Genomic DNA, 21,242 nt, shown 5'->3' with positions numbered 1-21,242 from the left:
CTTTTGTATTCATACACCATAAATAGAACAATCTTCTTCAGTAAATCCGTAAAGCTTAGAGACAGCTTTATCAATTTCAATTTCAAGTTGAATTGCTTCTTTTCCTGATGCTAAAAAACGCTGATCAACAAGACGTAAAAGCTGAGACATATCAAAGGATGACACTTTTGTTGGATCAGGAACAGGAGTTTTTAAAAGCGTTTTTGGTTCTAACATTGAGTAACCACTACCATATTTATGCGAATGTTCAGAAATATAGCGATAGCAAATACTAGAATTCAAAATTGCGACAAAATACCGCAGTAAATCACTCTCCAGTTGACGATCTTTAGGATAAATAATTGGGGAACGAATAACAGCAAACTTGCCTTCAATATCAAGGGAAAAACGAGGCATAATTGACAAATGGGGACTAATAATTTTAGGTCTAAGTAAATAATCACAACGGGGGCTATCTAATTGCCACCATGATTTATTTTCCTTTTTTACGGCGTAACGAGATTCTAACATTTCTTGATGTAGTAACAAATATTTCCAAGTTTTGGGATATTTATTTCTAATCTCATCCTCTTCCAATAATTTTTCCTCAAAATAAGGATAAAAAAGATATTGACTAACTTTCTGAGGAGTAGTATAAACTTCCATTTCTCGATCAGATAAATAAGGAATAAAAATAGCTTCCTCTCCTTTAGGAATATGAGATTTAGATACAATAAATACCTTGTTGTTGCCAGTTTGCACTCCAACGCGAATATTCATAAACTCTGAAAGTTTTGGTAAAGTTTCTAGCTTTTGTTGAATTCGAGCAATTGAAGGAGGTTTGATCAACCAGTCTTCCCCATTAAAAGCATTTTGAGGAACTTTAAAAACACTGTAAAATTGACTTTCTACTTCCCTTCCTTCTACAACATCTTGTAAAGCACGTCCCACTAATTCTTGACAATGAGAAATCGTCGCTAAAGGTTCTGGTTGTACATTAAATCGCTTCTGAAAAATGAGAAGAACAATGTAAGTATCTACTTGACCAAAAATTGGGATAGCAGATAGATCAACTAAGCAACGAATCCAAGCTTCTTGGGTGATAAGTTGACGAATTTTAGCATCACTTTTTGACAAAAGAAATTTATGAGGTAAAACAAATAATCCATAACCACCCGGTTTTAATACTTCTAATGCTATTTTGATAAAAGCTAAAGATAAATCAATTCTTCCCCTTCCATCATCTCCCATAAATTGTGCAATTCTTTTTCTCATTGCTTCTGTTTGATCCGACAAAGCAACAAAGGGGGGATTAGTAATAACTGCACTAAAACTCTCTTTTAATTCGGGATGATCTTGATAGTATTGAATTGACTCTGCTGTTTTAATGGATAATTGTGACGGTAATTGATCTGTCAAAACTAAGTGAAGAAGTGAAAGAGATAAAAGTGCCGCTTGACAAGCATTAGGATCAACATCCAATCCAAAAACATTCTGAAAAGCTGATTGAATCAATTCAGTTGTAACTTCTCCCTGCATAGGATCACACTGAATTTCTAATAAAGTTCTTACAAAGATTCCTGAACCGATAGCAGGTTCTAACGTTTTTAATTGTTGAAATTCAATGGGAGGCATTTGTTCCCGTAGATACCGAGCAAAAAACCTCGCAATAAATTGAGGAGTATAAATACTTCCATAAGCTTTATTTCTCTGCTCTGTTGGTAGGGGGGGAAATAAGCTTAGTTGATCGGATTCTTCAACTCTTAAAATACTGGTATATCTTTCATAAATTCGACTAAGAGCGTGTTTAGAAATGAGAGAAAAATCATATTCATAGGGTTTTGCAGATTTAATTCTATAAAAATCCTGCAGCAAAGCTTTCACAGTTTGAGTATTTAAACTATCAAAAGCACTGAGTAAGGATCGATCAATTAAATACTCAGGTATGTTAGTTTGTCCACAATCTTCAAGAGTTTTAAGAATTGACTCTCGAATGGTTAAGGAATTGCTGTTATTTTTTAAGAAGGTTTCAAATAGGGTATTTGAATTAGAAAATTCTTCATACCTTTGGGGATATGAGCGGCGATAATTATCTTCAACGGCTCTCGTAAAAATAATAGCATTAAACAAAGCCGAAAACTGTTGATTAGATATATTTTCTTCCATTTCGGCATATAGATTTCGCTTCCAGAATGAAATCGTTTCAATCAAAGCATCATCCAAAGCAGGAAGATTAGGATGATGGCGTTGCCCTGAAATGGCTTCAAATACTCCGCTTCTGAGATTGTCTAAATTTTCGCGAGAAATTGGATATGATTTTGCAATTTTTTCTGGGCTACATCTGTTAAAAACATAAAGGATTTTCTCGGATTCAACTTGAATATGCCAGTCAAGTAAATTATTATAGGAAATGCCCAAAAGATTTTTTTTCTGAGTATAATTAAGGTCGGCATAGGGTCTTTTCAAAAAAGTAATAACAGCCTGATGTTCTAATCCATGTTCAACAATAAGATGAGCATTGGCAAAATCATTCGTTGATGGAATATCTAAGCTATCACTGGGTGTCCATTCAAAATTATAGGCAAAATCATTAAGTATTTTCCTAGTACGATCTACAGTCAGCAATGTCGATGACGATGGTGCTGTCAGTTCCATTACTATACTGTAAAGATTTTGTACCATGACAACGATTATCCTTGCTATCGAAACTTTATATCTCCATCAAACAAATGTATCATACTCAGGCAGAATTAGAAAAGTATTTTGACTAGGTTGTTATGGTCATTTCTTTGATGACCGTTAATGGCGATCGCATTTGACGCAGCTTTGCTGTGGCAATTGTCCGTGACTCAATATCTGTAATAATCTAATACAGCCCTTGTAAACCTTCTTTAAGCTCTGGGTTTTCGTCTTGATCGAGATGCACAAAATCGCCCTTAGATGAGAATTAGTTTACAAAAATTTACATTTGGAGATAAGGAGCAATGAGTCAAGTTTCCGGTACAGATGTTCCCGATTTGGGGCGTCGTCAATTTATGAACCTGTTGACCTTTGGTACAATTACCGGAGTAGCAGCGGGGGCTTTGTATCCGATTGTTAAGTATTTTATTCCCCCCTCGGCCGGTGGTACGGGTGGCGGTGTCACCGCAAAAGATGCCCTAGGCAATGATGTGATTGTCAGTCAATTTCTGACCAGCCATAACGCTGGCGATCGCACCTTAGCCCAAGGTTTAAAAGGCGACCCCACCTATTTAGTCGTCCAAGAGGACAAAACCCTGGCCAACTACGGAATTAACGCCGTCTGCACCCACTTAGGTTGTGTGGTGCCTTGGAATGCCAGCGAAGAAAAATTCATGTGTCCTTGCCACGGTTCCCAGTACAATGCCGAAGGAAAAGTAGTTCGCGGTCCAGCGCCTCTATCCTTAGCCCTCGCCCATGCCAACGTCACCGATAATGATAAAGTCGTCTTCTCCACTTGGACGGAAACCGACTTCCGCACCGGTGAAGAACCCTGGTGGTCCTAGATTATTCAATGTGACGAGATTTGGAATTATTCAACCGATAGAGATGAGAACATTCAACTTTTTAAGCTTCCCGCAAGTCCACAGACAGGCCCTAGTGAAAGCCGTCCTCGTGGCGATCGCTACCGTTTCCCTACTCCTAACCAGCGATGTCATTAACCCCCAATCTGCCCAAGCATATCCTTTTTGGGCGCAACAAACCGCCCCAGAAACCCCCAGAGAGGCCACAGGTCGGATTGTCTGCGCGAACTGCCATTTAGCCCAAAAACCCGCCGAAATTGAAATCCCCCACTCGGTATTACCCGATAGCGTCTTTGAAGCAGTGGTAAAAATCCCCTACGATCCCGCCAGTCAACAGGTGTTAGGCGACGGATCCAAGGGGGGTTTAAACGTCGGTGCAGTCTTAATGCTACCAGATGGTTTTAAAATCGCGCCCCCCGATCGCATTCCCGAAGAAATGCAGGAAAAACTCGGTGGAGTCTATTTCCAATCCTACAAAGAAGGTCAAGATAACGTGGTTATCGTCGGCCCCTTACCCGGGGATCAATACAAAGAAATCGTTTTCCCCGTCTTGGCCCCCGATCCTAGCCAAAATAAAGGTATTCACTTCGGTAAATATGCTGTGCATTTAGGGGCCAATCGTGGTCGCGGTCAAGTGTACCCCACCGGTGAACCCAGCAATAATAACGCTTTCAAAGCTTCTACCGCAGGTACAATTAGCCAGATCAGCAAAACCGAAGCCGGTGGTTATGAAGTCACCATCACTTCCGAAGCTGGCCCCGTGGTGGAAAATATTCCCGCAGGTCCTGAGTTAATCGTCTCGGAAGGTCAAGCGATCGAAGTGGGACAATTTTTAACCAGTAACCCCAATGTCGGCGGTTTTGGTCAAAAAGAGACGGAAGTTGTCCTACAAAATCCCGGCCGGATCAAAGGATTAGTTTTATTCCTCGGTGGTATTATGCTCTGCCAAATCCTCTTAGTTATTAAGAAAAAACAAGTGGAAACAGTACAAGCGGCCGAAATGAATTTCTAATCGCAATATTTCGGTTATTTTTGCTAGAAAGCGGGTTATTTGCCCGCTTTTTAGCTTTGGGTCGGGAAAACGCTCACCCCTCGCTGCCGTCTGATACAATCGGTTCAACTTAACCGATAAGTGTCAATTTTTATGAATCAGTCGCTTGTTCCAGTCATTCTCGCCGGTGGTAAAGGGGAACGTTTTTGGCCCCTCAGTCGTCTAGCGCGTCCGAAACAGTTTCTCTGTCTTGATGGTAGTGGTCGCAGTCTTTTACAAGCAACAGCCGATCGTCTATTATCTTTAGGGGCAGGTTGGGAAAATCTCTGGGTAATTACCGCTAGTGCGATCGCTGATGGTGTCCGCGAACAACTCCCCGATTTACCGGAGAGTAACCTATTAGTGGAACCGGTGGGCAAGGATACAGCCCCGGCTGTGACTTGGGCTACTTTAGAAGTGATAAAACGTTATGGTAAAGAAGTGGCGATCGGTTTTTTTCCTGCCGATCATTATATTGGTAATCAAGAGGCTTATATTAACACTTTAAAAGCGGCCGTAGAAGTGGCCGTCAGCCAAAAAGCGATCGTTACTTTAGGGATTAAACCCGATTATCCCTCCACTGGTTACGGTTATATCGAACAGGGAGAAAATCAAGGCGAATTTAATGGTTTACCCGTCTATAAAGTGAGTCGTTTTACGGAAAAACCCGATCGCACCACGGCCGAAAAATTCCTAGAAACGGGACTTTTTAGCTGGAATAGCGGAATGTTTATCTTTCAGGGACAAGTGGTTTTAGAGGAGCTAAAAACCCACGCTAATAATATTTTACAGCCTCTGATCGATCGGGGCATCGCTGCCTATGAGGATTTAGAGAAAAAAAGTATCGATTATGCTTTGATGGAAAAAACCCAACTCGCTTACGTTTTACCCGCTAATTTCGGTTGGGATGATCTGGGAGATTGGAATTCTCTGGAAAGATTACTAGAAGCAAAGGGCAAAAATATTGAACTGGCAAATCATGTCGGTTTGGATACGGAAGGCTCTATTATCTATGCTAGTGATGAGGAGGAAGTGATCGTTACTATTGGTTTAAAAGATCTGGTAATTGTTCGCGACGGGAAAGCGACTCTCGTTGTCCACAAAGATCGTACCCAAGATATTAAACAAGTTCTCAAGCAATTACAAACCGATCCCAAATTGGAGAAATTGTTATAGGATTGATATTAGTTACCAGCTTTTTCAGTAAACAGTAAACGGTAATCAGTGAAAAGACAGTAGGAAACTTCTATTTAAGTAAGTAGTTATAATTAAATTGAAGATAGATTTTGTCTCTGATCCCCCCTGCCCCCCTTGATAAGGGGGGTGTCGATCCCCCCTTAGTCCCCCCTTGATAAGGGGGGTATTTGATAATTTTTAACGCCTACCTACTTAATACTGCTAACTTAAAACTCAAATCTGATCACTGGTAACTTACCCACTGATAACTGATAACTGATCACTGATAACTGATAATACCGTGTTCTCACTCCCCCAAACCAGTCAAAGACAAAAAGAAATCCTGGAGATAGTTCTCGGCAACGGTTGGGACTATATGCGCGGGGTTTTAACCCTGGGAAAAACAGAAAATCCCCAGATTCCCACCCCAGAAGTTCTCAAAAAAATCCTCGTGGAATTGGGGCCTTTTTATGTCAAATTGGGACAGTTACTTAGTACCCGTCCCGATCTGCTACCTGCTAATTATATCGAGGCTTTAACCGCCCTACAAGCGCAAGTTCCTCCCGTTGCTTGGACGGATATAGAAATAGTCATCACCGAACAGTTAGCAAAACCGATCGAACAGGTATTTAAATATATTAATCCCCAACCGATCGCCGCAGGCTCGATCGGGCAAATTCATCGGGCAACTTTATTATCTGGGGAGGAAGTAGCGATTAAAGTCTTGCGTCCCGGTATCGAAAAAATTGTCGCCCAAGATAGTGCCTTAATTAAGGGAATTGCTGATTTAGTTGCCCTAACAGAATTTGGTCAAAGTTACGACGTTGTTAACTTAGCAGAGGAGTTTATTAAAGCAGTCAATGCGGAATTAGATTTTACCCAAGAAGGTCATTATACTGACCAATTGCGCTATAATTTAACCCAGAGTCGGTGGTCAGAACCCAAACAGTTAGTTATCCCTAAAATTTATTGGGACTTAACTAATTCCAGGCTATTAGTGTTAGAATGGTTAGAAGGAAAACAAATTTTAGAAGCCGATGTTTCTAGTCCAGAAACCGAGCAAACAATTTCCCAAAGAAAAAGCGAAATAACGAGGATTTTGTTTCGGTCATTTTTTCAACAAATTTATATTGATGGCTTCTTTCATGCCGATCCTCACCCGGGTAATATTTTCTATCTTGACGATGGGAGAGTAGCTTTAATTGACTGTGGTATGGTGGGCAGATTAGACCCGCAAACTCAACAAATTTTAACAGAATTGTTATTAGCAATTGTTGACTTAGATGCGAAAAGATGCAGTCAACTAACTATTAAACTATCCGAGTCAGTGGTGCCGATTACTTTAGTACAATTAGAGGTGGATTATGAGCGGATGCTGCGAAAATATTATAACCTGAATTTAAATCAAATTAACTTTAGTGAGGTAGTTTATGAACTTTTGCAAGTTGCCCGTCGCAATAGAATTAAGCTTCCAGGTAATTTAGGTTTATTTGCCAAAAGTCTCGCTAATCTAGAAGGAACTGCCCGAAAATTTAATCCTGATATTAATATCCTAGAAGAAGTCAAACCGCTATTAACTAATATTCTTGAACAACAGTTAATCGGTAGCACTCCCCTACAAACTGCCCTAAGAACAGTTTTAGACTTGAAATCTTTTTCCCTGAAATCTCCCCGTCAAATCGAAGTTTTACTAGATGGTTTAACCTCGGAAACTTTAAATGTTAATCTGAAAATTCGCGAATTAGATAATCTCCGTCGCAGTTTAGATAATTCCGCCAATCGACTAGCTTTTAGTGTGATTATTGGCTCCTTAATTATCGGGGCTGCCATTGTCACAGCCAGCGCCCAATCTCGGCAATTAACTATTATTAGTACCGTATTATTTGCTACAGCTAGTTTTATCGGTTTATGGTTAGTTGTCGGTATCCTGCGATCAGGGAGATTGCGCTAGAAATTATCGCGATTAAATTAAGATTTGTTGTTGTAAAAATTTCGCCCACCGACTAGCCAATTCAACTTCAGTAAAGGGAATTTTTTCAGGAGTTCGCTCCTTAAAAATAAATTCTAGGAAAGGGGAACCCTGCGGGGGAAGAGCATCTAAATCCACCACTTGATTATTAACTAACAGACGGATTTCTTTTACCTCTTCTAGGGAAAAAGTTTGTAAATTAATCACTCCCTTACGAGTTGGCTTTCCCCAAGTGATAATTTTATCTTTTTGACCTAAGACAGAATATATATCATACTTAGCTCGATCGAAGTTTTCGGCCCATTGTCGATAGATTTCCACTTTTTGGTATTCATTCCAACCACTCCAAGCCAACCAAATAAATAGAATTAATAAAGGTGTCCACAATAACCCGCGTTCCATAAACTATCGCCTCAAAATCCTGGTTAATTAATCGTATTTTAGGCTAATTTGCAGCCAGGAATTATCAGCCGTCGGCCTTTTTTCCCCACTTCCCAACCCGAAACGGTCAAACCCTTTGCTAATTTTTGGCTTTTTAGTTGCTATAATCGATTGTCGAATTTGAGTAGGAGAAGGGAGAAAATGGCCGATTGGCAGGAAATAGAGGGGGGGATCACCGCCCCAAAAGGATTTAAATCCGCAGGGATGGCCGCGGGGCTAAAACCGTCCGGTTTGCCCGATTTAGCCCTCATTGTCTCGGAAACAGAAGCGATCGCCGCAGGAGTCTTTACCACCAGTCAAGTGCGGGCCGCTTGCGTCGATTATTGCCGTCAACGCCTACAAACTAAAGCCAGCGCCAGGGCGATTTTGTGTAATGCCGGCCAAGCAAACGCCGCCACGGGGGAAGCCGGATGGCAAGACGCTCTCGATAGTGCCGCCGCCTTGAGCCAAGTTTTAGGGATTCCCGCCGATGCAATTTTGCTGGCTTCTACGGGAGTGATCGGGCAACGGATTCGCATGGATGCGTTAACCGCCGCTTTACCGACCTTAGCGGGTTTATTGTCGGAAAATGGCGGCGAAAGCACAGCCCGGGCGATTATGACCACGGATCTAGTCCCCAAATCGATCGCCTTGCAAACCACCATCGATGGTCGTCCGGTCACAATTGGGGGAATTGCCAAGGGATCGGGGATGATTCACCCGAATATGGCGACGATGCTCTCCTTTATTACCTGTGATGCCGCAGTATCGACGGTTCTCTGGCAAAATATGTTAAGTCGGGCGGCTAATAAAAGTTTTAATCAGATTACGGTGGATGGGGACACCAGTACCAATGACAGTCTGATCGCCTTGGCTAACGGTCAATCGCGCACCACGGCGATCACAGAAATGGGCCGGGATGCCCAAAAGTTAGAGGCCATGTTAACGGAAGTTTGTCAATACTTGGCTAAAGCGATCGCCCGGGATGGGGAAGGGTCCACCTGTTTAATAGAAGTGCGGGTTTCGGGGGCGGCCGATGATCAGTCCGCTCGTCAGATTGCTCGCACCATTGCCGGTTCTTCCTTAGTAAAATCGGCGGTTTTCGGTCGAGATCCCAACTGGGGACGAATTGCGGCGGCCGCGGGCCGGGCCGGGGTTGTCTTCCATCAAGAAGACCTGCAAATCAAGTTAGGCGACTTCGTGATGATGGAAAATGGTCAACCTTTGGCGTTCGATCGAGCTAGTGCCAGTAATTACCTGAAAGCGGCAGCAAGCGGGGCTTATTTACGAGAAGATACCGTTTTAATGTCTATCTGTATCGGTAACGGTTCGGGAACAGGTACGGCCTGGGGTTGCGATCTTAGTTACGATTACGTCAAAATTAATGCCGAGTACACTACCTAGAGCCACCAAAAAATTAAGGAGAGACCAAATAACTGGTCTCTCCGGGCCTAATTTAACCCTCGGTTTCCTCTCTGGTTTGGATAAACAGAATCAAGAGGAAAACAGTGGGTACTAGGACGAATAGGATACTAGCGATAAAGCCGAGATTATTTACTTGCATGAGTTAACTCCCTTAAGTGACAACGGATTTGCATTAAAGATTAACTCCTAGAATATCATCCCAGAGAAGCCAAGGCGTTGCTGATTTGAGAGGGGAACTGGGTAAGTGGGAAGTGGCAGAAAGGTAGTCACCTTTTCACCCCCTTGGCTCGCGCGTCTTTAATTGCTACTTTTGGATCGGTGGCGATGATGTGAAGATCGATATTTTTCTGCCAGATCAGGCGCATAAGTTTTTGGGTGAAAGAACCTTTGATGAAATTCTTCCAGCGCGATTGAAGGCTCTCCCCGATCACAATCTGGGTGATCCGTTCCCGTTCGGCCACTTCGGCGATCGCTGCCGCCACCTGATAGCTTTTAACCCGTAAGAATTTCCCCTCGAATTCCCGACATAAACGTTCGCAGGCTTCGATATGTAACGCCTCCTCTTTGGTGAGAAAGCGATCGGGTTTATCGACGAAAATCACGAAAAATTCCGCGTTCATATACCCCGCTATCCGCGCTCCCCGACGTAATAATCGTAAAGAGTTGGGATAGGTGGAAATACAGACTAATACCCGTTCGTGAATGGGACAGGATTGACCGATAAATGTTGAATTACTCGCTTCTTCTTCTACCGTATCGGCCACTTCGCGCAGGGCGAGTTCCCGGAGGGCGATTAAATTGCGCCGTCGAAAGAAATTATTTAAAGATTGTTCGATCTTTTCGGGAGCGTAGATTTTTCCCGCTAATAATCTTTCCTCTAGGGTTTCCGCGGTAACATCTACCACGACCACTTCATCAGCTTCCTCCAAAATTCGATCGGGTATTCGCTCCCGCACCACCACCCCGGTGATTCGGGCAACCAGATCGTTTAAACTCTCGATATGCTGGATATTTACGGTCGAGTAAACATCGATTCCCCGGGATAAAATTATCTCCACGTCCTGAAAGCGTTTCTCTCGCTCCGAACCGGGTGCGTTCGTGTGGGCTAATTCATCGATGAGACACAGCCGGGGTGAGCGGGCGATAATCGCTTCTGTATCCATTTCCGAGAGAGTGAATCCCTCTTTCTCTAGGATTTTTCTCGGTATGATTTCCAATCCTTCGGCTTTGGCGGCGGTCTCTTTCCGGCCGTGGGTTTCCAGCAGTCCAATCACCACGTCGGTTCCCTGTTTTCTGAGACTATGCCCCTCCTCCAGCATCTTGTAGGTTTTCCCGACCCCCGGAGCCATACCGATAAAAATTTTATGTCTTCCCCGTCGCACGGTCGTCTCCTTTTGGGCAACTTGCCTTGTAGATTAAGATAATTCGATCGTAGCCAGGGGGATTGAATATCATCGATGATTCGTTCTCTTGCAACAGTAAAAGGATTGGGGGAGATTCGGCTAATCTAAGAATAAGCAGTTTAAATACGTCTTAGCTCAATTTAAGTTCTCAGAGAGAGCGGGAATTTCCAGTAAGATTTAACCTAACCACGACAATTTTTGATTTTTACAAGAGGTCTATTCTTAAGTACCCACTTCCCCATCTCTTATCTCTCATTTCCTTTCTCCCCACTCCCTACGGGAGGATTTTTGGAGATTAATCCTGTTCCTCTAGCCATTTTTGCCAGAGATCTGGACGGCGTTCCTTAGTGCGATGGAGTTGTTGTTGATAGCGCCAATCAGCGATATCCTGATGATTCCCAGATCGCAAAACCGGCGGCACTTGCCAACCGCGAAACACCGGCGGCCGGGTATATTGGGGATAATCCAATAAACCTGCCTCAAAACTCTCCAATTTCAACGATTCCGCCTTACCTACCGTCCCGGGTAACAACCGCGTCACCCCGTTAATAATCGCTAAAGCAGGGATTTCGCCACAAGTTAGGACAAAATCCCCTAAAGATACCTCTCTAGTCACCAAATGCTGACAAACACGCTCATCTACCCCTTCATAATGCCCACAGATGAGAATTAACTGCTGATAACTACTAGCCCAAGTTTTCAGTAAAGCTTGATTGAGAGGTTCCCCCTGGGGAGTCATCAGCAGGATCTCCCGGGGTGGTAAAGTTGCTAAAGACTCGATCGCCTCAAAAATTGGCTCTGGTTTTAATAACATTCCCACACCACCACCGTAGGGTTCATCATCGACACGACGGTGTTTATCATGGGCAAAATCCCGAAGATTGACCAAATTTACCCTAGCGATGTCGCGTTCGAGAGCTTTTGCCAACAACCCTGACTGCAGCGGTGAAGTAAAAAAATCGGGAAAGAGAGTGATAATGTCAAACTGCACGGGGAAAATTAAGGCCTAGACTGGGATAGTGTTTAATGTATCATTTTGTCACGGCTTGATCGGTTAAAATGTTGCTAATTTTGCGCTAGTCTATCTCAATAACATGATAGACTATGCTGTACTGTCTAGGGGTTTTTCTGGCTCTAGCTTGAGTGATCGAAGTCTAGCCTAGACTTAAAGTTAACTAACAGTCCGTCATTGCCAGTGGCTCGAAGAAAATTGCTAAAATCGCCTCTACTATTGCTTGATGTCCCGAAAAATATTCCTAAACCGCATTTTTTTACGTCAACCGTTCAGGGAAAATAACATCAAGATACCTGTCCATCTTCCCGAAAAACCTTCCACCCCTAAAAATGTCTATTCGTTCAGTGACATGATCATCGAGCTAGAAACCCAACACCACCAAAATCCTACCCCCATATCTCTCAAAACGGCGATTTTAGTCATTGGGGGTGCCGAAGATAAAGTCCACGGTAAAGAGATACTGCATACCTTTTGGAATTGCGCTGGGGGTAGCGAAGCAGTGATCGCTATTGTTCCCTCCGCTTCCAGAGAACCGATTTTAATCGGCGATCGCTACCAGAAGATTTTCGAGGAAATGGGGGCAAAATACGTCAAAGTCATCGATATTCGCGATCGTGTACAGGGAGAAGACCCCCAATTCCAGGCCTACATCGAAGAGTGTACAGGTGTATTTATGACTGGAGGCGACCAGCTGCGTTTATGCGGTTTGCTCTCCGATACCCCCCTGATGGAAAGAATCAGACAAAGAGTGCAACAGGGAGAACTAACCCTGGCCGGAACTAGCGCCGGGGCTGCCGTTATGGGTCATCACATGATTGCTGGGGGCAGCAGCGGGGAAGCACCCAATCGCGCCCTAGTGGATATGGCCATGGGATTAGGTCTCATTCCTGAAGTTATTGTCGATCAACACTTCCACAATCGCAACCGCATGGCCCGGTTAATGAGCGCTATCTCCGGTTATCCCGAACGTTTAGGAATTGGCATCGATGAAGATACCTGCGCTATGTTTGAACGGGATGGCACGATGACAGTAATCGGCTGCGGTACAGTGACGGTAATTGATGCTAGGGAAATGTCCCACACTAACCACCATCATGTCACCGCAAACGAACCCCTGAGTCTGCATAACCTGCGGGTACATATTCTTGCCTACGGTGATGGCTATCATCTCAAAAAACAGCAAGTTATCCCTAAATTGGGGTAAAAAAACTCCTAAAAAACTGTTCACGATGAACAGTTTACCGATCTCAGAAAATCAGACAATAGAGAACGGCTTCTTTGTGCTTCTCAACAGCGAACACCAGCTACATCATGAAAATTCTCAGAACCCAAACCCTGCGCGGTCCCAACTACTGGAGTATTCGTCGCGACAAGCTCATTGTTATGCGTCTGGATCTCGAAGATCTCGCAGAGAAGCCATCGAATGAAATCCCCGGCTTTTACGAGGGATTAATCGACGTTCTCCCCAGTTTAGTCGAACATTACTGCTCCCCCGGTTATCGCGGCGGTTTCTTTGAACGAGTCCGCACCGGCACTTATATGGGCCATATCATCGAACATATCGCCCTAGAATTGCAGGAATTGGCAGGAACTCCCGTCGGTTTTGGTCGCACTAGAAGCACCTCCACCCCCGGAGTCTATAACGTGGTGTTTGAGTACGTTGACGAGCAAGCGGGACGTTATGCGGGTCGGGCTGCCGTGCGTTTGTGTCAATCGATTGTCGATACGGGAACCTATTCTAAGGAAGAATTAGCCCAGGATTTAGCCGATTTACGCGATTTATGCAATAATGCCTCCCTCGGTCCGAGTACCGAAACCATCGTTAAAGAAGCACAAGCTAGAAATATTCCCTGGTTACTCCTGAGCGCTCGTTCGATGGTGCAATTGGGCTATGGCGTTCACCAAAAGCGCATTCAAGCCACGTTAAGCAGTTTTTCGGGGATTTTAGCCGTTGAGTTGGCCTGTGACAAGGAAGGCACGAAAACTATCCTCAAGGATGCCGGCATTCCCGTCCCCCGGGGTACAGTGATTCAATACTTGGATGAGTTGTCAGCGGCAATCGAGGAAGTGGGCGGATTTCCCATCGTCATTAAACCCCTCGATGGCAACCACGGCCGTGGCATCAGCATCGATGTTAAAAATCAGCAGGAAGCAGAGGAAGCCTATGATCTAGCCAGCGCCGCCTCGAAAACCCGCAGCGTGATCGTAGAAAGGTACTATAGAGGCAGTGATCACCGAATTTTAGTCATAAATGGCAAAGTCGCCGCCGTGGCCGAACGGATTCCCGCTCACGTCGTCGGTGATGGGCGCTCAACTATAGAAGAATTAATCGACATTACTAATCGGGATCCCAACCGGGGTGATGGTCATGCCAACGTTTTAACTAAAATAACTATTGACAAAACCGCCCTTAATGTGCTAGGAAAACAGGGATATGAATTAACCAGCATTTTACCCCAAGGGGCGATCGCCTATCTGCGGGCCACGGCTAATTTAAGCACCGGGGGCATCGCTGTGGATCGTACCGACGAAATTCACCCCGAAAACGTCTGGATCGCCCAAAGAGTGGCAAAATTAATCGGTTTGGATATTGCTGGTATCGATGTGGTAACAGAGGATATCCGCAAACCCCTGCGAGAAGTGGACGGGGTAATAGTAGAAGTCAACGCCGCCCCCGGTTTTCGGATGCACGTCGCCCCTAGTCGCGGTTTACCCCGCAATATCGCCGCCCCAGTTATCGATATGTTATTCCCCCCCGGTACTCCCAGCCGCGTGCCGATTCTGGCAATTACGGGAACTAACGGCAAAACCACCACTAGCCGATTAATTTCTCATATTTGCCGACAAACGGGGAAAGTAGTCGGATTTACCACGACGGACGGCGTATATATCGATGATTATCTGGTAGAAAAGGGCGATAACACCGGTCCCTACAGTGCCAGTATGATTTTGAAGGATCCCACAGTGGAGATTGCTGTCTTGGAAACGGCCCGGGGTGGTATCCTGCGTTCGGGTTTAGCCTTTAATCAGTGCGATGTGGGGGTAGTGTTAAATGTGGCCGCCGACCATTTGGGTATCGGTGATATCGACACCATCGAACAAATGGCGAAAGTAAAAAGCGTTGTGGCCGAGGTGGTTAGCGCCGAGGGTCACGCGGTTTTAAATGCCGATGACCCCTTGACCGCTAGTATGGCCGAAAAAGTCAAGGGAAGAGTCGCTTATTTTTCCATGAGTCCCGATAACCCGATTATTCACGACCATATCCGTCGCGGTGGCATGGCCGCCATCTATGAGAATGGCTATCTGTCGATTCTAGAGGGAGAATGGACGCTGAGAATCGAGGAAGCGGTTAATATTCCCGTGACTATGCAGGGAATGGCTCCTTTTATGATTGCTAACGCCCTGGCCGCCTGTTTAGCCACTTTTGTGCAGGGTATCGATATCGAGTTAATTCGCCAAGGGGTGCGGACTTTTAAACCTTCCGTAGCCCAGACCCCCGGTAGGATGAACCTGTTTGACTTGGGACACCATCACGCTTTAATCGATTATGCCCATAATCCCGCCGGATACGAAGCCGTCGGCGGTTTTGTCGGCAATTGGCCTGGGGAAAAAGTCGGCGTGGTTGGGGGGCCGGGCGATCGACGCGATGATGATTTAATTTTATTAGGGACATTATCGGCGCTTATGTTCGATAGAATTATTGTTAAGGAAGATAACGATACTCGCGGTCGCCGCCGGGGGGAAGTGGCCGATTTAATTCTCAGGGGAATTAGCCAAGAAAATGCCAGTTTGCGTCCAGAAGTTATTCTCGATGAAACGGAAGCTTTAGAGAAGGCTTTAAGTACGGTTTCCGAGGGTGGTTTGGTGGTAATTTTCCCCGAAAGTGTCACCCAAGCGATCGATTTGGTCGAGAAACATCGACCCCTTACCGATAACCAGGGTTAGAAGTTAGGATAATTTTGGTAGTATCAGATGATTAATTTTAATTGTTAGAGATTTTACCGAGCATTCGGGGAAATTTAGTACGTTAAGCTAGTTTGTAATTGTCATGCAATCCCAAGCCTTATCTTTACTACGCACTGCTCTCAATAATCCTCATGCTAACTTTCGCGATGGTCAATGGGAAGCGATAGAATCTATAGTAGGTGGTCGCTCTCGTCTCTTAGTAGTTCAACGTACGGGTTGGGGTAAGAGTTTTGTCTATTTTGTAGCGACTCGATTACTGAGGGATCGAAGAAAGGGAATTACTTTACTAATCTCGCCTCTAATTGCCTTGATGCGAAATCAAATAGCCGCCGCCAGAAGAATTAATGTTAGAGCAGAAACTATTAATTCTAGTAATACAGAAGATTGGGAAAGGATCAAGACCGAATTATTAACAGAACAAGTGGATTTATTGTTGATTTCCCCAGAAAGATTAGGAAACGAAAACTTTCGAGAAAAGGTTCTTTTACCAATTGCGTCTAGAGTGGGTCTATTGGTGATTGATGAAGCTCATTGTATTTCTGATTGGGGTCACGATTTTCGCCCTGACTATCGCCGAATTATTCGCATTTTACAAGTTTTACCGCCTAATATTTGCGTTCTTGCCACTACGGCTACTGCTAATAACCGCGTAGTTGAAGATATTAAAAGTCAGTTAGGTAGCACCTTACAAATATCAAGGGGAAAATTGACTAGAGAAAGTCTCGGACTCCAAAATATTTCTTTTGCTAGTCCAGCAGTTCGTTTAGCTTGGTTAGCCAGTATCTTACCCCAGTTGCCCGGAAGTGGTATTGTCTATACTTTAACCGTCAAAGATGCGGAAACCGTAGCACGATGGTTAAATAGTCAGAATATTACTGCTAAAGCCTATCATAGTGAAAGTGAGGAACGTGAGAAATTAGAAGAGCAATTACTGAATAATCAAATTAAAGTTTTAGTCGCTACTACTGCTTTAGGAATGGGTTTCGATAAACCAGATTTGGTCTTCGTAATTCACTATCAAAGACCTGCTTCTGTCGTACATTATTATCAACAAGTAGGTCGTGCGGGGAGAGGGGTTGATCAAGCCTATGGTATTCTTCTATGTGGACAAGAAGATGATGAAATCGCCGACTATTTTATCGAAACAGCCTTTACTACTGAAATTCACGCCCAAAGGGTTTTAACTGCTCTTAATCAGGCTGAAAATGGCTTATCAGTCCTAGAGATTGAGAGGCAAATAAACTTATCTAGAGGAAAAATTGACAAGGTTCTCAAACTATTATCTCTAGAGTCTCCCGCACCAGTAACCAAACAAGGCTCAAAATGGTACACTACCGTCATTAATTATCAACCTAATCCCGAAAAAATCGCCCATTTAAAAACTATTCGTCGTCAAGAACAAGCTCAAATGCAAGAATACATGAACAGTCAAAGCTGTTTGATGGAATTTCTGGCCAAAGCTTTAGATGATCCTTTCCCGAATGCTTGTGGTAAATGTGCTGTTTGTCTGGGCAGAACCTTATTATCTCCGACTTATAGCCAAGAAAAATTGCAACTAGCTAAAAAGTTCTTGATGACAAGTGATTATCTCATTGAACCTCGCAAAAAATGGCCTTTTCCTCAAGCTTTATCGGGATTTTCAGGTAATATTAAACCTCATCTACAAGCGGAGGAAGGAAGAGCTTTAGGATTATGGGGAAATAGCGGCTGGGGTTACTTAGTGAAAAAGGGAAAATACGAAGATAATGACTTTGATAGCCACTTAATTGATGGCTGTATTGCCATGATTCAACGTTGGCAACCGAATCCCTCCCCTACTTGGGTAACTTGTGTTCCTTCCTTAAATCGTCCCCTTTTAGTAGCGGATTTTGCTGAGAAATTAGCCAATCGTTTAGGTTTACCTTTCTATCCAGTGGTCAACAAAATTCGTCAAAATTCTCATCAAAAAGAGATGCAGAATAGCTACCAACAAGCCCATAATTTAGATAATGTCTTTAAGATCAACTGGAATCAGGTTCAATCTGGTGCGGTACTATTAATCGATGATGTGGTCGATTCTCGTTGGACATTTACCGTGATCGCTGCCTTATTACGGCAAGCAGCAAGCGGTCCCGTTTTTCCTTTAGCTTTAGCCATGAATTCGTGGGGAGATTCTTAGATGTTAGCCACCGATACTCAAGCAATTCTCTTACTTTGTGCCAATTTTGGACAAAATCGCCCTACGGAACCCTCCCCCTTGACCTTGAGCGAGTATAATAGTCTGGCTAGTTGGCTACGGCAACAGCAATTAACTCCCGCAGACCTGCTTGATCGCAGTTTACAGGAAAAATTACCAGATATCACGATCGCTAAACTGGATTCTGGGCGTCTTTTTTCCCTACTCAATCGGGGTTTTTTGCTAGGATTAACCCTAGAAAAATGGCTAAACCAAGGACTATGGATTATCGGACGGGGAGAGGATATTTATCCCCAACGTCTCAAACAGAAACTTAAACATCTTGCCCCTCCCATTATCTATGGCATTGGCGATCGCTTATTGCTTTCTTTGGCAGGATTAGCGATAATTGGTTCTAGAGATGTGGACGCAGAAGGATTGAACTACACCCGACAGGTAGCCCAAGAGTGCGCTAAAAATGGTCTACAGGTGATTTCTGGAGGGGCGCAGGGAGTAGATCGTACGGCCATGTTAGCAAGTCTAGAAGCCGGAGGAACAGTACTAGGCGTTTTAGCCGATAGTTTGGTAAAAACGGCGGTTAGGGGCGATTATCGTCCACTAATTCAACAGAGAAAACTGACTTTAATTTCTACCCACGATCCCGAAGCGGGATTTAGTGTTGGCAATGCTATGGGTAGAAATAAATATATCTATGCTTTAGCCGATCATGCTTTAGTAGTTAGTGCCACAGCGAATCAAGGAGGTACTTGGCACGGAGCGACCGAAGCTTTGGAAAAAATCAAAGATATTCCCGTATTTGTGCGTTTACAAGGTAATATTCCCGATGGTAATCAGCAGTTAATTAAACGGGGAGCCAAACCTTTTCCTGTATTTCCTTTTAGGGATTCTTTAGATAAACTGCTTACAGAAACGAGAGCTATTTTAAACAAAAATGAGCCAGTTATGGCAGTGCCAAACGAGAAAACCAGTATTTATGAAGCTGTGCTGCCGATTATCCTAGAACATTTAAATACACCTCAAAATCTAAAATCTTTGGTTGCCGATCTTGGTGTCAATAAATCCCAATTACAGAATTGGTTAGAAATGGCTGTCAAGGACGGAAAAGTAGTTAAGAAAAATAATAAAAGATCTGTCACCTACGAGATCGAACATAGTCAGAACCTGTTATCACTCTTAGAATCTTCTCAGCAGTGAATAGTAGGTTAACTCAGTTCTGGATAAAATGATCGGTCGTCAAGTATTCTTCGAGTCAGTATTCAGGAGATTATTTTGATTTATTCTCCCCACTCCCAACCCTGGCGATCCCCGCTCTCCTATACCTTTTAAACAGGATTTCGACTCCTCGAATTTCACAGGCCTATCGGGTATTTGCGATCGCGTCTAGAGCCAGATTCAGTTTCAGCACGTTAACCCCCGGTTCGCCAAAGATGCCGAGAAAGCGATCGTCTGTGTTTTTGCTAATCAGTATCTCTACTTGATTGGTCGGTAATCCCCGCACCCGCGCCACCCGCTCGATCTGCGCTCTGGCGGCCTCTGGGGTGATATGGGGATCGAGGCTGGAACCGGAGGTATATACTAGATCCGCTGTGGGTTTAATTGCCGCTTTCTCTAATCGGGGAATCTCCCCCTCTATAGCTTTCGCCGGATCGGGAGCCAGTTTTCGTTTAATGGGATCAATTAATACAGGGTTACTGGGAGCTAGGTTACTCGCTCCCGAAATTCCGGTTTGCAGGATCTTGTTAGGATCGTTTTTCGGATCGGCCGTACTGTAGGCGGTGGTACTCGGACGACTATTAAAATAGCGATCGCTGGTGAAAGGTTGCCCAATTAGAGTCGAACCCACCACTTGACCTTGATTATTGGTGATCAAACTCCCGTTTGCTTGCCAGGGAAAAAAAATTTGACCGATGGCGATCATCGAGAAAGGATAGATCAGGGCAGTAATCACCCAGAGAACTAGGGTAGAACGGATGGCTCTACCGGCCTCGCGTGCAAAACTCATAATTAAAACCTCTCCGGTACAAAGATGACAAGGAACAGATAGATAAATAAAGCAAAGGCGACCAATCCTAAAAGGGTTAACGCGAAGGCCTGCCACCTATCGATAGTGCTTCCCGTAGAAGCTTGCACGATGGAGGAGAAAAGAATTGTTAGACAGAAATTTAAGAAAATATACCAGAAAAATCGGTGTTTTCTAAGGGATGCTTTCATAAGAATTAGAGTTTTTTGGAGATTTGTTTTTGCCAGTAAATCAAGAAAATAGCTGTAGTTGTCGATAGGTTATCTTTTTCCCCTTTTTCAATTCATAGTTAAGAATACATTGGCCTACATATCTGGCCAAATTAACAGGAACTGCATTACCAATCATTTGTTCTAGATTAGATTTTGTTCCCGCAAAAATAAAGTCTTTAGGAAAAGTTTGGATATAGCTTCGCTCGCTCGTTGTTAACGGTCTTAATTTTTCATGAAGATAACAAGCATCACCAGGATGTTGTCGATAGGTTTTGGGAACTGGTCGATTTACTCCTCGAATAGTAGGGCTAGGTTCATAAATACTGAATATCGCCCTTCTTTGATAGCTTCTAGGATGTCTATAATAGTATTCTATATCTAATTCTTTGCCCATATAGTCAAATACAGTCAGAGGTTGACTTGATAAATTGTCATTGATTTCATCGATTAAAAAATCATCTTCTTCGTTCATTTTACCGATCAGAAAATATCTTTTTCTAGTTTGAGGAACTCCGCAGTAACAAGAATTAATAACTTTTCCAGTTAAACCATAACCATGACTTTTAAAAATTTGTTTTGCCTGAGTGAGTATTTTACTTTTCTCAATTCTATCCACATTTTCCATAACGAACCATTGGGGACTTACTCTAGTGACAATTTCAGCAAATGTGAGCGTTAGATTCGCTCGTCCTAAACCCTCGTTTCTCTTACCGGCACTGGAAAAGTCTTGACAAGGAGGGCTGCCGACAATAATCTCAGGATTATATTGAGCCAATATTTCTGGGAGCAAGTCAAAGCTGAAGAACAAATAAACTACTTGACAAAAGCATCAATTGGGTATGGGATAGAGAAAAGAGTAGGGAAAAGACAAAAATGACTCCAGAGCAACAACAAGAACTTAACCAACAT

Annotated in this window: 16 protein-coding genes and 1 pseudogene; 9 read left to right on the top strand and 8 right to left on the bottom strand. The window is 43.7% G+C overall.

Annotation, left to right across the window (positions count from 1 at the left end):
- Positions 1-9: 9 nt before the first annotated feature.
- Positions 10-2,661, bottom strand: a complete 2,652-nt coding sequence (locus tag MiAbW_RS15640; protein ID WP_151696851.1) for a class I SAM-dependent methyltransferase — start codon at positions 2,659-2,661, stop codon at positions 10-12.
- A gap of 302 nt (positions 2,662-2,963) precedes the next feature.
- Here MiAbW_RS15640 and petC point away from each other — a divergent pair, with 302 nt between their 5' ends.
- The 4 genes from petC to MiAbW_RS15620 all read left to right on the top strand — a co-directional run bounded on the left by petC (position 2,964) and on the right by MiAbW_RS15620 (position 7,678).
- Positions 2,964-3,503 (top strand): cytochrome b6-f complex iron-sulfur subunit, encoded by a 540-nt coding sequence (petC, locus tag MiAbW_RS15635; RefSeq protein WP_002781457.1) that lies wholly within the window; start codon positions 2,964-2,966, stop codon positions 3,501-3,503.
- A 43-nt stretch (positions 3,504-3,546) separates the two neighbouring features.
- Entirely contained in the window at positions 3,547-4,533 is a 987-nt protein-coding gene (gene petA, locus MiAbW_RS15630) for a cytochrome f (RefSeq protein WP_002754684.1), read from the top strand.
- A 132-nt stretch (positions 4,534-4,665) separates the two neighbouring features.
- The gene (locus MiAbW_RS15625) at positions 4,666-5,727 is read left to right on the top strand and encodes a mannose-1-phosphate guanylyltransferase (protein ID WP_149975306.1); all 1,062 of its coding nucleotides are present in this window, start codon (positions 4,666-4,668) and stop codon (positions 5,725-5,727) included.
- A 301-nt stretch (positions 5,728-6,028) separates the two neighbouring features.
- Positions 6,029-7,678 (top strand): ABC1 kinase family protein, encoded by a 1,650-nt coding sequence (locus tag MiAbW_RS15620; protein WP_151696850.1) that lies wholly within the window; start codon positions 6,029-6,031, stop codon positions 7,676-7,678.
- Between the two features lie 12 nt (positions 7,679-7,690).
- Here the strand turns inward: MiAbW_RS15620 and MiAbW_RS15615 are convergent, their stop codons facing one another.
- Positions 7,691-8,098: a hypothetical protein gene (locus MiAbW_RS15615; protein ID WP_151696849.1), complete on the bottom strand. Its 408-nt coding sequence runs from the start codon at positions 8,096-8,098 to the stop codon at positions 7,691-7,693.
- A gap of 180 nt (positions 8,099-8,278) precedes the next feature.
- Between MiAbW_RS15615 and argJ the strand changes: the two genes are divergently transcribed.
- Entirely contained in the window at positions 8,279-9,520 is a 1,242-nt protein-coding gene (gene argJ, locus MiAbW_RS15610) for a bifunctional ornithine acetyltransferase/N-acetylglutamate synthase (protein ID WP_151696848.1), read from the top strand.
- A gap of 52 nt (positions 9,521-9,572) precedes the next feature.
- On the opposite strand, the gene psbM is transcribed toward argJ, so the two are convergent.
- The 3 genes from psbM to trmD all read right to left on the bottom strand — a co-directional run bounded on the left by psbM (position 9,573) and on the right by trmD (position 11,935).
- A complete protein-coding gene (gene psbM / locus MiAbW_RS15605) occupies positions 9,573-9,680 on the bottom strand; it encodes a photosystem II reaction center protein PsbM (RefSeq protein ID WP_002745897.1) in 108 nt (35 codons plus the stop codon).
- A 127-nt stretch (positions 9,681-9,807) separates the two neighbouring features.
- On the bottom strand, positions 9,808-10,923 hold the full coding sequence (locus MiAbW_RS15600; protein ID WP_151696847.1) for a universal stress protein: 1,116 nt from the start codon (positions 10,921-10,923) through the stop codon (positions 9,808-9,810).
- A gap of 316 nt (positions 10,924-11,239) precedes the next feature.
- A complete protein-coding gene (trmD, locus tag MiAbW_RS15595; RefSeq protein WP_151696846.1) occupies positions 11,240-11,935 on the bottom strand; it encodes a tRNA (guanosine(37)-N1)-methyltransferase TrmD in 696 nt (231 codons plus the stop codon).
- 373 nt (positions 11,936-12,308) lie between these two features.
- Here trmD and MiAbW_RS15590 point away from each other — a divergent pair, with 373 nt between their 5' ends.
- The 4 genes from MiAbW_RS15590 to MiAbW_RS15575 all read left to right on the top strand — a co-directional run bounded on the left by MiAbW_RS15590 (position 12,309) and on the right by MiAbW_RS15575 (position 19,295).
- Entirely contained in the window at positions 12,309-13,163 is an 855-nt protein-coding gene (locus MiAbW_RS15590; RefSeq protein ID WP_151696865.1) for a cyanophycinase, read from the top strand.
- A 107-nt stretch (positions 13,164-13,270) separates the two neighbouring features.
- Positions 13,271-15,904, top strand: a complete 2,634-nt coding sequence (gene cphA, locus MiAbW_RS15585) for a cyanophycin synthetase (protein ID WP_151696845.1) — start codon at positions 13,271-13,273, stop codon at positions 15,902-15,904.
- Between the two features lie 103 nt (positions 15,905-16,007).
- Positions 16,008-18,083 carry a RecQ family ATP-dependent DNA helicase gene (locus MiAbW_RS15580; RefSeq protein ID WP_151696844.1) on the top strand — a complete coding sequence of 692 codons (2,076 nt, stop codon included), beginning with the start codon at positions 16,008-16,010 and terminating at the stop codon, positions 18,081-18,083.
- Complete coding sequence (locus MiAbW_RS15575) at positions 18,084-19,295, top strand: DNA-processing protein DprA (protein ID WP_151696843.1); 1,212 nt, start codon at positions 18,084-18,086, stop codon at positions 19,293-19,295. It abuts the gene before it with no gap.
- A gap of 163 nt (positions 19,296-19,458) precedes the next feature.
- Here the strand turns inward: MiAbW_RS15575 and kdpC are convergent, their stop codons facing one another.
- The 3 genes and pseudogenes from kdpC to MiAbW_RS15560 all read right to left on the bottom strand — a co-directional run.
- Positions 19,459-20,103, bottom strand: coding sequence for a K(+)-transporting ATPase subunit C (kdpC, locus tag MiAbW_RS15570; RefSeq protein WP_151696842.1), 645 nt, complete (start codon positions 20,101-20,103; stop codon positions 19,459-19,461).
- 2 nt (positions 20,104-20,105) lie between these two features.
- Positions 20,106-20,312, bottom strand: a complete 207-nt coding sequence (locus tag MiAbW_RS15565; protein ID WP_151696841.1) for a potassium-transporting ATPase subunit F — start codon at positions 20,310-20,312, stop codon at positions 20,106-20,108.
- Positions 20,313-20,352: 40 nt separating this feature from the next.
- Positions 20,353-21,114: pseudogene (locus tag MiAbW_RS15560) on the bottom strand (DNA cytosine methyltransferase); the annotation flags it as partial.
- Positions 21,115-21,242: the final 128 nt, after the last annotated feature.

Source organism: Microcystis aeruginosa NIES-4325 (assembly GCF_008974145.1).
GTDB classification, from domain to species: domain Bacteria; phylum Cyanobacteriota; class Cyanobacteriia; order Cyanobacteriales; family Microcystaceae; genus Microcystis; species Microcystis aeruginosa_G.
Note: the sequence above shows the minus strand (reverse complement) of the source record. Positions and strands in the feature narration are given on the sequence as shown.

What these genes read in the sequence shown, in the direction of transcription:
- MiAbW_RS15640 (WP_151696851.1), bottom strand. Translation starts at nt 2,661, where the DNA reads ATGGTACAAAATCTTTACAGTATAGTAATGGAACTGACAGCACCATCG.
- petC (WP_002781457.1), top strand. Translation starts at nt 2,964, where the DNA reads ATGAGTCAAGTTTCCGGTACAGATGTTCCCGATTTGGGGCGTCGTCAA.
- petA (WP_002754684.1), top strand. Translation starts at nt 3,547, where the DNA reads ATGAGAACATTCAACTTTTTAAGCTTCCCGCAAGTCCACAGACAGGCC.
- MiAbW_RS15625 (WP_149975306.1), top strand. Translation starts at nt 4,666, where the DNA reads ATGAATCAGTCGCTTGTTCCAGTCATTCTCGCCGGTGGTAAAGGGGAA.
- MiAbW_RS15615 (WP_151696849.1), bottom strand. Translation starts at nt 8,098, where the DNA reads ATGGAACGCGGGTTATTGTGGACACCTTTATTAATTCTATTTATTTGG.
- argJ (WP_151696848.1), top strand. Translation starts at nt 8,279, where the DNA reads ATGGCCGATTGGCAGGAAATAGAGGGGGGGATCACCGCCCCAAAAGGA.
- psbM (WP_002745897.1), bottom strand. Translation starts at nt 9,680, where the DNA reads ATGCAAGTAAATAATCTCGGCTTTATCGCTAGTATCCTATTCGTCCTA.
- MiAbW_RS15590 (WP_151696865.1), top strand. Translation starts at nt 12,309, where the DNA reads ATGATCATCGAGCTAGAAACCCAACACCACCAAAATCCTACCCCCATA.
- cphA (WP_151696845.1), top strand. Translation starts at nt 13,271, where the DNA reads ATGAAAATTCTCAGAACCCAAACCCTGCGCGGTCCCAACTACTGGAGT.
- MiAbW_RS15580 (WP_151696844.1), top strand. Translation starts at nt 16,008, where the DNA reads ATGCAATCCCAAGCCTTATCTTTACTACGCACTGCTCTCAATAATCCT.
- MiAbW_RS15575 (WP_151696843.1), top strand. Translation starts at nt 18,084, where the DNA reads ATGTTAGCCACCGATACTCAAGCAATTCTCTTACTTTGTGCCAATTTT.
- kdpC (WP_151696842.1), bottom strand. Translation starts at nt 20,103, where the DNA reads ATGAGTTTTGCACGCGAGGCCGGTAGAGCCATCCGTTCTACCCTAGTT.
- MiAbW_RS15565 (WP_151696841.1), bottom strand. Translation starts at nt 20,312, where the DNA reads ATGAAAGCATCCCTTAGAAAACACCGATTTTTCTGGTATATTTTCTTA.